The following is a 14,596-nucleotide window of genomic DNA, read 5'->3' on the forward strand; positions in this document are numbered from 1 at the left end:
AAAATCATCCTCCCAACTACTTAATGTATGATGGAAAATCATTGACTGGCTTATCGCCTAATTCGGCTAATAATTTCAAACCAACTTCACGTCCGGCCATGACAGCTTGACGAACGGCACCTGATTCACCACTAATGTGAACCATGCCTTCGTTTGAGAAGCTCGTTCCGTGACCTGGTGACGCGAATGATAAAACGTTGACGGAAGCTGTTTTGACGGCTGTATCGGCCATCACAACACCAATTCCGGCAGGTGCCCCACAAATCAGGCCGTAAGCCTTACCTTCAGGTGCACCGAAAGCAAAGTTGCAGGCACCTGAAGCCCGGGCAGTGAATTGGAATTCCAAATGTCCGGCGGCGGAGTTATAAACATCCCCGAACGTCCGGCTCAAATTATCCAACGCCACATTGATCGCCTGACGGGCATCCGATGGGTCGTTACCACCGACAATGATCAAGGAACCATGGCCAGCGCCACCCTTGGTATCCCGAGGTAATTCAACGTCAATAACTTCGGTATTCGTTTGCTTAACCGCTTCATCAATGGCCATGATGTGAGGACCCGCACCAGAGCGGGCACTTAGAATCCCCAAAACGGGGTACTTCTTGGATACATGCAATTGATCAAGTAATAATGGATCAACACTTGGAATCACCATCCCAATGGTGTCCCCGATTTCTCGGGTCCCGACAAACTCAGGAACGACACTCGTTGAGTTCAAAAGGTCCTTGGTTTCCATTTTCTTTCCTCCCAACGAACTCATTGCTTCCTTAGGATCGATATTGATACCGCGCTTCAAAAGTTCTTGAACAACTTTCTGAATCACTTCATTATTTTCTGCCATCTTTATCAACCACTAATCCTTATTTGGCTGCGTCAGTTGCTTGCTTAGGTAACAGCTTCTCAACATCCGTGTGTGGACGTGGAATGACGTAGTTGGAAACAACTTCGCCAATGTTTTCCGCTGCTGAAACACCTGCGTCAACAGATGCCTTAACCGCACCAACATCTCCACGAACCATTACCGTGACTAACCCGTGACCAATCTTTTCTTGGCCAACCAAGGATACATTGGCAGCTTTAACCATCGCATCGGCTGCTTCGATTGAAGCGACTAACCCTTGGGTTTCAATCATTCCTAATGCTTCTTGTTCCATAAGGTGAGACCTCCCATAAAGTATAGAATCAAGCCGCTTCAATTCGGTTTGAAGCTGCCTGTTATTCTTAAAACACCTTCATTATAGAGAAGTCGACCGTCATTATCTTAATGAACAAATTCACAAAGTATGCAATAATTCACTGATAAAAGGTAAGTTTTTTCCAAAATGACAAGAATGAAACGAAATTGTAAGCGCTTCCTTGCATTTTCTTGATAACCCGTTTAAAATTACCCATAGATAAGATTCTACTAATAATGTTTTCGAAACTTGGATACCTTCGGAAGGAAGATCACTATGCCTATTAGTACTCCCGTCACTATCGATTACACTGGATTATCTGATTCGATTCAACTATTTTCAAAAATAAGTCAAATAAGGACCTCCTTTTATGACTTCAGCGATACGTTATTAAAAGATGGTCACGTTTATCACGGGATAAGTGAGGTTGAACACAATCTCATTTTGAAGGATTCGGCAATCACCCTCCTGTTTCCGGTAATTGCTGCCGACAATATCATCGGTTTTGTCATCTGTGACGCGACCGGGGTCTCCCAAGAACGTGCCCACCTGGCCAAGACTTACATAGAGAGCATCTCCAACGATACTTTAGGAAAGTTACTGCATACCCACATAAAGATTCTCAACCCACTCAGTGCCCATAGCGTCTCTCAGATGAGAAAATTTGCTCTGTTGTTCAAACCAACCCTCAATCGGATTGATCAACAGCCGGCCACCAATCGCACGCATCCCCTGACCATCAAGAAGACCTCGAGCATTGATGACATTCTGGCCTACGTGCAAAGCAATATTCGTAATCCGATTTCCCTGGAATCAGTCTCACAGAACGTTTTCCTCTCGCCATCCTATCTCAGTCGGATTTTTAAGCGGTACCTTCACGTAAATTTCATCGACTATGTCAACTACCAACGGGTCGCCATCGCTTGCAAATACTTAATGCTCACCAACAATAAAGTCAGCGTCATTTCCAGACAAGTCGGTTGTGCCCAGAATAGTTACTTCTCCAAAGTCTTCAAACGTGCGACTGGCATGTCCCCCCTGGCCTATCGTCGAAGCCACGCGGCCGTTCAAAAGGTCTTGACCATTCCCCGTGATTTAACTTGGAACGATCAAGATACCATCTTTGATATTTCCCGCCGCTACTTCAAACAATTAGACTGTGACTTCTCCATGCAGACCACGAATGGCTACCCCTATGTCAACCAAATTGGGCCCTTAACAGATTCCGGGTCGCGGGGTTGGCTCTACACGGTTAACTGCCATCAACCCACGCAGCCATCCAGCAATATTGTCAGTGCCAATAACGCGGTGATTCAATGGATCTATACGAGTCGCGTCTCGTAAATTATGTTCGGGTTCAGCCGCTTAATCCGTAATTTAGCCAAATTAAAAACTATCCACCGGTAAGTAACTGCCGATGGATAGTTTTCTGTCTGTCTAACCTAATTACATCAAAGGGCAACCTTAATCGCTGCCGCAATCGTGCCACCCAACAGTGGGCCACACATTGGTACCCAGGCATACCACCATTCACCACTGCCACCATTTGGCACTGGTAAAATCGTGTATGCCAACCGTGGACCCCAGTCACGGGCAGGGTTAATCGCGAAGCCCGTGGTCGTCCCGAGGCCAGTCCCAATGACCAGAATCAGTGTTCCGACGATGAATGGTTTCAGTCCTTGGGTAAAGTTCCCGAGGTTCAGCAGAACAAAGACAAACCCAAAGGTCGCAACCGTTTCAGAAATAAAATTATAAAATGGCGATTTAATCGCTGGCCGCGTTGCAAAGATGCCGACCGTGTTCCCTTCCGCTTCACCCTTGCTGGCTTTGAAGTGGGGGGCAAATTGCAAGATGACGATTGCCGCACCCACAAAGGCACCGAGAAATTGACCGGCTAAGTAAGGCAAAACATGTGACCAGGGAAAGAGACCAAACAGGGCAAATGGAATCGTGACGGCTGGATTCAAATGTCCATCTGAACCCAATGCGCCGGCCACATAGACCCCCATCGTCACGGCCAATCCCCAGGAAGTGCAGACAAACAGCCAACTTGATCCCTTAGCATAGGACTTATTCAGGTTCAACCCAGCACCCGTGCCGGCTCCGAGAAGGATTAAAACCATGGTCCCAAAAAACTCACCGATAAATCCATTCAAAATTGACACCCACCTTTTCTAAGTATTACCATTTTTACTGGCAATTCTATCTTAGCAAAGGCGAGCGGTAGAATTTTATTCTGTTCACCTTTGAACAAGTGAATGCGGCTAAAATTTGCTATTTCTTAATCGCAATCAGCTGAAAAAATTTCTGCTTGCATTATCGAACGTTTGTTCGTATAATGCTATTTGAGGTGATGATCATGGAACAACGCGCATTCAACGGAAAAATAATGGCTGACCCGAAAGTCCTCAAGCTCAGTCCCCTACTCATCTTTGCCAAGGTTGTCGACGAGGTCGGTAACGTTCACAACTGTTTGATTCATCAGCACGGGTTGAACTTCCTGTACCAGGCTACTTCTGGGGCACAGGTTGCGCTTTATGGGCATCTGAACCAACGTAAACAATTTGTGGTCACCCACTTTACTGTGGTGGCCAGCTCGGCTTCTGTGGCTTCTTAGTGCTAATTAAAATGGACCAAGCCCGTTAAACGAGTTGGTCCATTTTTTAATGCTTATATAATTTGAATTTTGTGTCCACAGCGAGAATATAAAACGTTTTCTCCTGAATTCTCCCAATAATTCGTCCCGTATCTGAAATACGAAAAATCCAAAAACCCGGTAGACAGTCTAAGTGTCGTAACGATCGCGTAAAATCAGGATGAACAGCTACCGCAACTTCTTTCTCCGGCAAATTTTCTAATCCAAGTCGTTTAGGCCATCCAAGAATCGCATTGTAGCGTTCTGACGAGAGTCGAACCATTTTATCAAACATTTGGCCCTTGACGACTTTGGTAAATCCCTTACCATCAAAGCCATACTTTCTATCTCGTGTGATGAAGGAAAAGTTAAACGCCAATCGATCCGGCTCAAAGTTAAGAATTTTTCGCTTTCGCAACTCGACCTTTTTTCTCGCAGACTTCTCGTACTTGGATGTCAACCGAAGTTTGGTCACTGAGCAACAACCTCAGCAATAAAGAAGTCTTTCATTAGCTCAGGACTGATGACGGTATTTTGAGGTGTTTCCAGCCACGGCCGTTCCTCATGTGTTCGCCGCATCAGCTCAGTTGCTGATTGGTCCCCCAAGGCTGTCCATACAGCTGCCAATACGATACCTAATTGGGAATATTCAGAAATACTCTGATAGTCATCGACTGCCGTTGTATCGTCAGTTAGATTCCCAACGATTCCCCGTCGGCCCTGATATTTCTCGTAGACCTCACGCACCACCGGTCCAAACTGCCAAGCGAGAATGTCTTTGGCAAAAGCCTTTTCACCATAAGCCGCTAAATACGTTCCCTGAACGTAATATAGCAGCTTCATGACCTTCATCTGTGTTAACTCATCGGCTTGAATCGTTCGCATCTCTGCATTACTGGTCACTCTAAACCAATTAACAATTTTGAACACATCGGTCAACGGCTCTCGCCCCTCTCACTTGCGTCTTAACGACTACCGGTAGTATACCTGCTGACTCAGGGTCTTGTAAACGAATTGCCGCGATTCTCATCAACTAATAACAATCGTGCTTGATTGGTTTAGTTGTTTGATACTTCCTGCATGACATTGCCCTTCTTGTCTTCAAACAGCTCAAAGCTGTCGATCCTAAAATACGCCTGACTACCTGCCCTAGAGGACAAATAACCAGACGTATTTTTCTTGATTTCCGGAACATCCCCCGACTCCAGGGAACTTTTGTGTAGAAAGACCGCAGTCGGGGAACATCCCCTTTCACCATCAGCTCACAAGCCAACAGCCCCCATTGCCACTTTCTCTGGAGGTGAAAGTGGCAATGGCTTTACAGCCTATTTTTTCGCGCCATATGCGTTGGTGTAGTTGTAACCTTTAGGATTCGTTTGCTTAGCCAGTTGCTTACTGGTGTAGTAGTACGGGATATCAACGGGTAACGAAGTCAAATGCTTATCATGCAGCACCTTAACCTTCCTGCCGTTCACCTTAGCCGTGACGACCTTGTAGCTTGAAAGGGCATCCTTAGCCGTCATTGCACTTTTAGTGGTGTTCCAACCGCCCATTTTAGTCGACTTACCGGCCTTATAAGCAAAGATCCAACTATCTTTGCCCTTTTGCAGTTTTTTAGCTGGGTTGTATTGGTGTAGCACGTATTTATCCGCCTTGTTGACTTTGGTGGTTCCCCACCCGGCCCATTTCATGGTTAGGCTCTTAGCGGTAAAGGTCAGCTTGCTGTACGTGAACTTCCCGTTATCATTTTTTTCATAGTGATACCAGGTACGCCGCAAGGACTTCGGGAAAGTCTTCAACGACTTCTTAGCCTTGGCGTCTGCCGTCACGCCTGGTGTGGCAACCACGACCGCGGTACCCATGGTCGTGGCGACCATCACTACGCTGACGATTTTCATTAACTTCATTTTTGGTTTTGCTCCTTTGCATGTGATCAAACTATCCCAGAAGATGATAACTTTCCTAGCTCAAATCACCAACGGCCGTGCTCAAGGCTTGGGCAAACGTTCCCATAGTTGAGCCAACTTCATCCAAGTTATCCGTAATGGGTTCCAGATTATCTAACTGCTTAGCCATGGCATCTAAGTTCTTCCGTTGGGAGCCAGAGAAACGGTTTTTGAACACAGCATACGCGTTAATCAAAGCGTCTTTATCTTTAGCTGCTACCTTGACCTCGTCTTCACCATTGTAACCATTATCTCCCCAACTGTTCTCGATTGAACTTGCCAATGCATCGTAACTACGTTCAGTTGGGGTGTATTTATCAGTACGATTAACTGGCATCAATGCCTTCAAGTAAGCCGTATAGGTATCATTCAACCGCTTCTGCTTGTTAAATGGTGCCTTCCCAGAACGCAGGTACTTCTTGTAGATCCAACCAGACTTACTACCGGACTTAATGTAGGCCAGCGTCCCCTTCTTACCGTGATTCTTGATAACGGCCTTCTTGGTGGCGGTCCAGGTGGTATAACGGTACTTGCTCATCTTGTACTTGCGGTGCGTCAATTTGGCACTACTGTAAATATTTCCCATGCTCCCGTGATAGGTCTTGTGGGCAACCTTACTGGTCGACAACACCTTGACCTTGCTCTTCGCGCTGGCTGGTGTCGTCAAACTCGGGGCAACTAACACAATACTCAGGGCGGCTAACAGCCCCGTCTTCATCAATTTATTCATTCTGATCCCACTTTCTAGAACTTGTTGTTCTCACTTAGATTAGGTGTTACTTGTAAGCCTTGACCTTGAAACTCTTGTTGGCCGATAAAACGAAAAATGCCTGGTGACCCTTGGCCTTGCCGTTGTAGCCCGCCTGTAGCGTCAGCTTCTTAGCTTTGGTTTTCACGACCTGACTAAAGGTTAACTGCTTCGTGACCTTTGCCAGCTTGACGCCGTTAGCCGTCACGATTTGCACGTTCTTAGCCGGCGTAAACACGCTCAACGGAATGTTGGTGACGGTCAATTTACCACTAACCTTGACCGATTTGCCAGACTTGGTTCGCTTGGCCTTAACATTCGTCAGCTTATACGTCCAGCGATTTTCCTTGGCCTTAACGCTGCTATCACTGGTAAGGCCCAGCTCAACACCCTGCTTCAGCGTGTATTGCTTGCCGTTATACATGACAACTTTCTGGCCATTGACCTCCGTCACTGTGGCCTGGACTGGCTGTGGCTTGGCCTGGGCCGTCGTTGATACCGTGGCTAAGGCCCCGCCTAAGCTCAACGCGACCAGCAAGCCGGCGAGTCCGCCTTTCACTATATCCATATGTACATCCTCCTTCGCCCGACAATTCGGGTTCCCCCGATTGCCGGCACAACTGTCTGGGTACCGTTTCACCAGACACTCGTAATCATACACGATGGGGATGTCACATTATGTCGTTTGGCTTAATCCGCTAAATAAAATAGCAACTTTTTTATTTTCAACGTAAAAATCCGTTGGTCCTTGGCAATTTACCCTACCAAAGACCCACGGATTTTATCTTTCGCGTATCTATTCACAATTCACCGGTCCACTTGTTCAAAATCCACTCTCCCTCACCACCAGCCCAGAATAGCGTCTAAAATCGCCGTGAGAGCGTCGCATGTGAAAAATGGTATAGTCAGACGTTTTCACCTGGCAAACGCGTCCTAGGACACTAAAACGGCTACTGATGGGTCGTTAGACGTTCAGGGCTAGACCGGTAAGCCAATTTCATCACGGCTGCAAAAAAGCACCGCCACGAAATTCGCAACGATGCTTTCATTTAAGTTTTAAGTTTAGAGCCGAGCGTTTAATTCCTTACCCAACTTTTCAAAACCAGGCTTGCCTAACAGGGCGAACATGTTCACCTTGTAAGCTTCAACACCGGGTTGGTTGAATGGGTTGATCCCGTTCAGGTAACCAGAAATGGCAACGGCCACTTCGAAGAAGTAGATCAAGTAACCCAACGTGTATGGCGTTTGGTCAGGGATGTGGACGCCCATGTTAGGGACACCCCCATCGGTGTGGGCTAAGACGACCCCTTGGCCAGCCTTGGTGTTGACAAAGCTCATTTGCTTGCCTTCCAAGTACTTCAAGCCATCTAAGTCATCTGATTCGCTAGGCACGTCAACGTCGTTTTGTGGCTTGTCGACGGTGATGACCGTTTCCATCAAGTTCCGGCGACCTTCTTGGATGTATTGACCCAAGGAGTGTAAGTCGGTACTGAAGTTCGCGGATGATGGGTAGATACCCTTTTGGTCTTTCCCTTCGGATTCACCCATCAATTGCTTCCACCATTCTGCGAAGTATTGCAGACGTGGTTCGTAGTTTTCCAGCAATTCAGTGGTGTAACCCTTGCGGTATAAGATGTTCCGTAAGGCAGCGTATTGGTAAGCTTCGTTCTTCGTCAAATCAGGGTTGGTGTAGGCGTCTTGGGCGTCAGCGGCCCCCTTCATCAATTCGTCGATGTCAGCGCCAGAAGCGGCGATTGGCAACAGACCAACGGCAGTCAAGACGGAGTAACGGCCACCAACGCCGTCAGGAATGACGAACGTTTCATAACCAGCAGCGTCGGCTTCAGTCTTCAAAGCCCCCCGTTGCTTGTCAGTCGTGGCGTAGATCCGGCTCTTGGCCCCATCGGCACCGTACTTCTTGATCAACATGTCCTTGAAGATCCGGAAGGCGATGGAAGGTTCCGTCGTGGTCCCAGACTTCGAGATGATGTTCACGGAGAAGTCACGGTCACCGATCAAGTTGATCAGGTCATGAACATAGTCCGGACTGATTGAGTTCCCAGCGAAGAAGACTTGGGGTCCTTGACGCTTTTCTGCTGGTAAGTAGTTAAAGAAGGTGTCGTGTAAGAAGTCCACGGCCATCTTGGCACCCAGGTAAGAGCCCCCGATACCAATCACGATCAAGACTTCAGAATCAGAACGAATCTTCTTTGCTGCAGCCTTGATGCGGGCAAATTCTTCCTTGTCGTAATCATGGGGCAGTGCCAACCAGTCACGGAAGTCACTACCGGCTCCGGTACCTTGGCGTAATTCAGAGTCTGCAGCGGTGACAAGCGCTTGCATTTCTCCAAGTTCGTTGTCATGAATAAACGGATCAAGTTTGGAACGATCGAAGGCGATATGTGCCATATTTAGATAACCTCACTTTTATTGTTTTGACTAGTCCATTATAACGCATTCCCCTTAAAAGTAAATGGTCTAGTCCACACTTTTTAAGAAAATAAAAAGGGACGCCAACCCACGTTAGCCGTCCCTTATAACTATTTCATTAAACCGAGCGTAACCCCACCAGCAACAACTAACAGAGAGCCAATTGTGATGTAGACCATTTCGCGTCCAGTCTTCTTTTCACCCAGTAACCAGATGCTCCCGAACGTGGAAATAACGATCCCACATTGTGCCAGGGAGTAACTGATGGCCAAGCCGACCGTTGGAATGGACATGAACATAAAGAAGTTCCCAATACCCCAGACCAAACCGGTGATGACGTTCTTGGCGGTTGCCTTGTGCCAAACTTTTTGGCGAGAGAACATCACGAAAATCAAGGCACCTAAGATCATTCCCAAAGATTGTGGGAAGAGAATCGTCTTGGAGTCCAAGCCAGATGCCGTCACGATAACCGTGTACAGCACGTAACCAATCGTAGAAATCACGATGGCAACTGAGCCCCGACCCGCTTCAACGGGTTGACTCGAACCGGCTGCGGCGCGCTTGTCACGCAAGGACGTCATGGCAGCCCCGATGATCAAAACGATAACGGCAATCGTGCCCATCGTGATCATCTTAGTGGTCTTCCATTCGTGGAACAGTAAGACCCCGGCCAGCGCCGTCCCCACGAGTTGTAACCCGGTGGAGATGGGCACAGTCCGTGAAATCCCAATGAACTTCATGGACTGGAATTGTTCAAATTGACCAACTGACCAGCACAGCCCGGAAGCAATTCCGACCAGCATGGACATGCCGGTTAAGGCACTGTGGAAGTAGACCAATGAGAAGATTCCGAATAAAACGGCCCCAGCGGTCATCCCTAACGTCTGTTGGTAGGAAGTCCCACCCAGACGGCCACTGATCAATCCAATACTTCCCCAACAAACCGTGGGGATCAAAGCTAATAATATACCCATAATGCAAACCTCAACTCTCGTTTCATCTCTGTCGTTTCTCTCTGTAAGCGCTTCTTAATTAGCATTAGTAAGTGTAAATGTTTCTTTTCGAAAAGTAAACCATTGTTGTGCAAAAAAAGGACCAATTGGTCAGTGGTCTATCTAACCAAGTAGTCCTTCTTGTGTTCATTTTCAATCGTTTTCATTAATCAACCGACAAGAGTAAACCCTTTAACGATTCACTATGACGGTCGGCAACGTTGGTCAAAAAGTCATTTGGTGAGCCATACGTATTGAAAGCAGTTACATGACCGGTATAATTTTCTACCGCAGCGTTAACCGTTGACTGTAAGTGCTTCATGGAATACGTTGGCGCGGTAGCCGTGACCAGGATCTTCGTCCCCGTCGTCGCCACCTTCAAGGCTTGTTCAACGAGTGGTTGTAAGTCTTGTTCCAGCGTAAAGGTCCGCTTCTTACCACGGATAAAGGCAGGTGGGTTGATCATGATCATATCAAAGGTCAGCCCATGCTTGCTAGCGTAATCCAAGTAGTTGGTCACGTCCATCGTCCGCATTTCAACGGGCGCTTGTTCCAGGTTGTTCGCAGCCAATTGGGCTTGCAACGTGGTCGTGGCCCGGTTCGTTGGGTCCACGCTGACAGCGTCAACGGCCCCACCGACCATAGCAGCGGCGACTAACCCAGTTTCCGCGCTGAATAAGTTCAAGACCCGCTTTTGCTGGCCGTTTTGCTTAGCCCAGTCCCGGACATCCCGGAACTCCAAGGCTAACTGTTGCCGGCTCAACGTCAGGTCGACGGGATAAGTGATGCCGTTTTCCAAGACGTTGCTGGGTTGTTGGCCCAGGTCGCCACTGATCAATTGGGTCGTTTCTTGTCCAGGAGTAGCCGCCACAATGGTCTGGCCCTTGCCCATGATGCGTTCAAAGCCCGCGTAGATCAACCGCGCTTGTTGCTTCAGTGCGGCATTTTGCCAGCGGAAGACGTAGATGCCGTTGTAAACATCCACGACCAAGCCACCGAGGCCGTCGCCGGTTCCGTTAAATAACCGGTAAGCATCTTGGTCGGCAAAGGCGCTCCGCTTAGCAGCGGCAGCCCGGAACTTGCCAGTAAAGAAGCGTTCGTCGATTGGTTCATTTTCCTTCAGGCTCAGCACGTAGCCGATGCCCCGATGTTGCTTGGCGAAGTAAGCCGTCGCCACGAAATGGCCATGGTTTTCCAATTGGACCCAGGCACCGTTGTCAAAATCCTTGTTATTTTCTAAGTCGGTTAAAGCGACAATGGGATAGCCGTCCTCAAACTTACGGACGGACTTCCCGGTAATTTGTACTCGTTTCAAAAGTTTCCTCCTTAATGGTTCCCTCATTGTATCATGTTTAGCCCCAAAACACTCCCGCGAATTCCCTATTCCGTGGTTTTTGCGCGTTGCGAGTTGGTCTGGTGCTGATCGGGGAAGATGACAGTAAAGGTCGTGCCAACCCCTTCCTTACTGGTCACGCTGATCTTACCATGATGCAGTTGGACCAGTTGGTGCACGATGGACAGTCCCAAGCCGGACTCGCCGTACTTGGTGTTCTTCCGCGAAGGATCGGCCTTGTAGTAACGTTCCCAGATGTTTTGCAGCTGCTCGTCACTCATCCCCATCCCGGTGTCGGCCACCTTGACGATGGTCTCCTCGTAGCCACGTTGGGCCGAAATGGTGATGTGTCCCTGCTGGGTAAACTGAATGGCGTTTTGCGTGATGTTAAACATAATCTGCACAAACCGGTCGTAGTCAGCATACACGGCAATTTCCTTGGGCGCCTGCAACTCCAAAATATCCCCGGAGTCGTCAGCCTTTTGCTTGAGCTGTTCCACAATGTTGTGGAGCGCATCGACCGCGTTAAACTCGTGCAGGTTCAGCGCAATCTGGTTGGACCGAATCTTTTCGTAATCCAGGTTTTCGTTGACCAACCGAATCAAGCGACTGGTTTCACTCCGCATCAGGTCGATGCTCTCTTCCTTGCTCTCTTCAGGAATGGCATCGTAGGCCAGACCTTCCAGCAAGCCGTTGATGGTGGTCAGTGGCGTCCGCATTTCGTGAGACGCATTGGCCATGAATTCTCGCCGTCGTTGTTCCTGGCGTTGAATCTCTTCTTGTGAATCTTTCAACGAGTGGGCCATGCCGTTAAAATCATTGATCAAGTCATCAATTTCGTCACGGTTGCGACTCGCCATCTGAATATCATAGTTTCCTTTAGACACCTGATTGGTTGCCGTCCGCAGCCGGTTGATTCGTGACGTGTAGTACCGAGCTAAAATGTAGCTCGCCACAACGGCCACTAGGAACGAAACCAATAGCGCCCGAATCAAATTACGGTTGATTTGGTTCACGTTGGTGTTGATATCCGAGACGAAGGCCCCCATCACCACAACCGCCACTAATTTATGATTATAGAAGTAGGGTTTCATGACTTCGGTCATCGCCGGACTGACCCGGCCATTCTTGTTACGGACCCGTCGATCGACGACTTTGTGAATGATTTGGTTATTTTTCAATTTCTTCCAATCAGACTTATCGATGGCCTGTTGGTACACGTTCGCGGGAAAAACGATTTTATTAGTTGCACTGTAGATGGTCGTGCTGATAGCCTGGTTCTGGAGCAGCTGCTCACTACTCTCGAGCGAGGTCGTATCGAATTGCACGGTATTGGGTTTCTGCGAGCTGATTCGCAGCGACTGCTCAATCAGACTGTTTGAATACTTTTCCAGCGAGTTCCAGGTGTTACTGTACACCATGTGCCGGGTCATCTGCGAATACGAAACGCCCATGATGACCAAAATAATCATGATTGCCGCAAAGAACCCTAACATCTGTTGATACATGAGTTTCATTGCTTGTTTGCTCCACTATCATCGAATTTATAACCGACTCCCCAAACCGTTTGAATAATTTGCGGGCCAACCTTTTCAATCTTCTGCCGGAGCTTTTTAATGTGGGCGTCCACGGTCCGTTCATCACCGTAGTACTCGTAATCCCAGACCAGCTGGAGGAGTTGTTCCCGGGAGAAAACTTGCCGGGGCTTCTGGGCCAACGTCTTCAGGAGGTCAAACTCCTTGGGCGTCAGGTCCTCAATCTGCCGGTCGTTCAGGTAGGCTTCCCGGGTCTTGGTGTTGAGCTTGAAGTTTTCCGTGACCACGTCAAACGCCTCAGTATCATTAGCGGTATCGTCTTCAGTTGGCTTGGAAACGGGCCCCAATTCGGCGCGCCGGTGCAGGGCCTTGATCCGGGCAATCAATGTGATGGGGCTAAATGGCTTGGTGACGTAATCATCCGCCCCCATTTCCAATCCCAAGACCTGGTCGCTTTCGGAATCTCTGGCCGTTAACATGATGATGGGCACGGTCGGCGAAATCTTGCGAATCTCCGTGCTGACCTGCATACCGTCCATCCCGGGCAGGTTCAAATCAAGCGTGACCATGTCCCAATCATTGGGTGCGGCGGAAAACATTTCGACCGCTTCGTTGCCGTCGTAGGCAAACTGCGCGTCCCACTGTTCCTTCTTAAAAAACATCGACATCATTTGCGAAACTGAATGGTTATCTTCTATCATTAAAAGCTTCATCGTTACCTCCACTGATTCCAACGTTATCTGGATTCGGTGCCGGCGAAAAAGTTAGTCGATCATAGTTATCCTGAAGTTAACAAGTTAATCAGAAATGGTGGTGATAGAACTATGAAGTTTCTGTAACTTTTAGCCGGTAACCGGTTTCTCTTCTATTATTTAAGGGCCATCCTGGCTGATAACGCACCTAACACTTGAATCACTTAAAATAGTTGTGCTGGTCACTGCTGTCAGTATAAACTAATTTCAGGCTGGGAACTACTGACACTGTCCACGGATTGGGTGCCAGTGTCGTGTTCGACGATCCCGGTGGGACTTGAAAATGGCCTCACCCTCACATTATACCGTTCAATCAGGATTCTGAATACCACATGGGGTGACCGATTTTTGCCACGGACCGTTGTTTCTTACTTAAGCGTACACTCTCTAGCTTAAAACAAGTTAGGCTGATTGACCAGTCACCCGCTTAGTCCCCCATCCATGCCCGACCCAGCCAGAATTATACGTCGTTTACGGCCGATTCAAGTCAAATATTTTGCAGACGGGCTCAGGTATGGTACACTATATCAGTATCGAAATGGGGCCGTTCTGGATTCGACTGGTATAGGTTGAAGCTTGACTGCGCGTCGTAGCGGCATCTACGTTAAAAGGTCCAGTTTATTATAACTGCAAAAAATAATAACAATTCTTACGCTTTAGCTGCTTAATAGGCGCTTAACGTAGATCCTCCTAGGCTTGCCCGCGGTCTAGATCTGGGTCCTAAATTTAACGGGCTTACGCTAACGGCTCCCACCTGAAGTACGTTAGAAGAGATGAATCAGGTTAGCTGAGTATGTGGGCCCTGACAGGCGGCAAGTTATTCAGTGAAACTTTAAGTAGTCTGCCTATGCGTGTAGACGTTAAGTTGGCAATATGCTAGGACGCGGGTTCGATCCCCGCCGGCTCCATAAATAACTCGTTAGCTGCGCGGCTAACGGGTTTTCTTTTACACTTTTCCAGACGACAAAAGGGGGCTGTGACATAAGTCTCCAAAATGAAAGCTGGTTGAGGAAAATCTTCGGATTTTCCTCAACCAGCTTTTTGGTA

General features: G+C 48.1%; 15 protein-coding genes and 1 other RNA gene. 3 read left to right on the plus strand and 13 right to left on the minus strand.

The features are described 5' to 3' along the window. Positions 1–16: 16 nt before the first annotated feature. Positions 17–844 (minus strand): propanediol utilization microcompartment protein PduB, encoded by an 828-nt coding sequence (gene pduB, locus JUF22_RS10680; protein WP_125766235.1) that lies wholly within the window; start codon positions 842–844, stop codon positions 17–19. 19 nt (positions 845–863) lie between these two features. Further along, positions 864–1,157 carry a BMC domain-containing protein gene (locus JUF22_RS10685; RefSeq protein WP_203640091.1) on the minus strand — a complete coding sequence of 98 codons (294 nt, stop codon included), beginning with the start codon at positions 1,155–1,157 and terminating at the stop codon, positions 864–866. 297 nt (positions 1,158–1,454) lie between these two features. Between JUF22_RS10685 and JUF22_RS10690 the strand changes: the two genes are divergently transcribed. Further along, positions 1,455–2,522, plus strand: coding sequence for a helix-turn-helix domain-containing protein (locus JUF22_RS10690; RefSeq protein WP_203646173.1), 1,068 nt, complete (start codon positions 1,455–1,457; stop codon positions 2,520–2,522). A gap of 107 nt (positions 2,523–2,629) precedes the next feature. Here JUF22_RS10690 and JUF22_RS10695 read toward each other — a convergent pair whose 3' ends face one another. Further along, a complete protein-coding gene (locus JUF22_RS10695) occupies positions 2,630–3,334 on the minus strand; it encodes an MIP/aquaporin family protein (RefSeq protein WP_125765622.1) in 705 nt (234 codons plus the stop codon). Between the two features lie 203 nt (positions 3,335–3,537). Between JUF22_RS10695 and JUF22_RS10700 the strand changes: the two genes are divergently transcribed. After that, the gene (locus tag JUF22_RS10700; RefSeq protein ID WP_236000767.1) at positions 3,538–3,795 is read left to right on the plus strand and encodes a hypothetical protein; all 258 of its coding nucleotides are present in this window, start codon (positions 3,538–3,540) and stop codon (positions 3,793–3,795) included. Between the two features lie 46 nt (positions 3,796–3,841). On the opposite strand, the gene JUF22_RS10705 is transcribed toward JUF22_RS10700, so the two are convergent. The 10 genes from JUF22_RS10705 to JUF22_RS10750 form a co-directional block, all read right to left on the minus strand. Further along, entirely contained in the window at positions 3,842–4,231 is a 390-nt protein-coding gene (locus JUF22_RS10705) for a hypothetical protein (RefSeq protein WP_236000768.1), read from the minus strand. A 53-nt stretch (positions 4,232–4,284) separates the two neighbouring features. Next, entirely contained in the window at positions 4,285–4,716 is a 432-nt protein-coding gene (locus JUF22_RS10710; RefSeq protein ID WP_236000769.1) for a Panacea domain-containing protein, read from the minus strand. Positions 4,717–5,138: 422 nt separating this feature from the next. Then, positions 5,139–5,720 carry a hypothetical protein gene (locus JUF22_RS10715; protein ID WP_203646176.1) on the minus strand — a complete coding sequence of 194 codons (582 nt, stop codon included), beginning with the start codon at positions 5,718–5,720 and terminating at the stop codon, positions 5,139–5,141. A gap of 55 nt (positions 5,721–5,775) precedes the next feature. Then, positions 5,776–6,489 (minus strand): hypothetical protein, encoded by a 714-nt coding sequence (locus JUF22_RS10720; protein ID WP_203646177.1) that lies wholly within the window; start codon positions 6,487–6,489, stop codon positions 5,776–5,778. A 46-nt stretch (positions 6,490–6,535) separates the two neighbouring features. Then, positions 6,536–7,075 carry a hypothetical protein gene (locus tag JUF22_RS10725; RefSeq protein WP_203646178.1) on the minus strand — a complete coding sequence of 180 codons (540 nt, stop codon included), beginning with the start codon at positions 7,073–7,075 and terminating at the stop codon, positions 6,536–6,538. A gap of 494 nt (positions 7,076–7,569) precedes the next feature. Beyond that, positions 7,570–8,916 carry a glucose-6-phosphate isomerase gene (locus JUF22_RS10730; RefSeq protein WP_203646179.1) on the minus strand — a complete coding sequence of 449 codons (1,347 nt, stop codon included), beginning with the start codon at positions 8,914–8,916 and terminating at the stop codon, positions 7,570–7,572. Positions 8,917–9,047: 131 nt separating this feature from the next. Beyond that, positions 9,048–9,911, minus strand: coding sequence for a GRP family sugar transporter (locus JUF22_RS10735; RefSeq protein ID WP_203646180.1), 864 nt, complete (start codon positions 9,909–9,911; stop codon positions 9,048–9,050). Positions 9,912–10,095: 184 nt separating this feature from the next. Beyond that, positions 10,096–11,244 (minus strand): class I SAM-dependent methyltransferase, encoded by a 1,149-nt coding sequence (locus tag JUF22_RS10740; protein WP_203646181.1) that lies wholly within the window; start codon positions 11,242–11,244, stop codon positions 10,096–10,098. 65 nt (positions 11,245–11,309) lie between these two features. Beyond that, positions 11,310–12,779, minus strand: a complete 1,470-nt coding sequence (locus tag JUF22_RS10745; protein WP_203646182.1) for an ATP-binding protein — start codon at positions 12,777–12,779, stop codon at positions 11,310–11,312. Then, a complete protein-coding gene (locus JUF22_RS10750) occupies positions 12,776–13,510 on the minus strand; it encodes a response regulator transcription factor (protein WP_203646183.1) in 735 nt (244 codons plus the stop codon). The genes JUF22_RS10745 and JUF22_RS10750 overlap by 4 nt, the downstream gene beginning before the upstream one ends. A gap of 579 nt (positions 13,511–14,089) precedes the next feature. Between JUF22_RS10750 and ssrA the strand changes: the two genes are divergently transcribed. Further along, positions 14,090–14,460: a transfer-messenger RNA gene (gene ssrA, locus JUF22_RS10755) on the plus strand. Positions 14,461–14,596: the final 136 nt, after the last annotated feature.

The sequence above is a fragment of the Levilactobacillus lanxiensis genome (assembly GCF_016861655.1).
Taxonomy (GTDB): Bacteria; Bacillota; Bacilli; order Lactobacillales; family Lactobacillaceae; genus Levilactobacillus; species Levilactobacillus lanxiensis.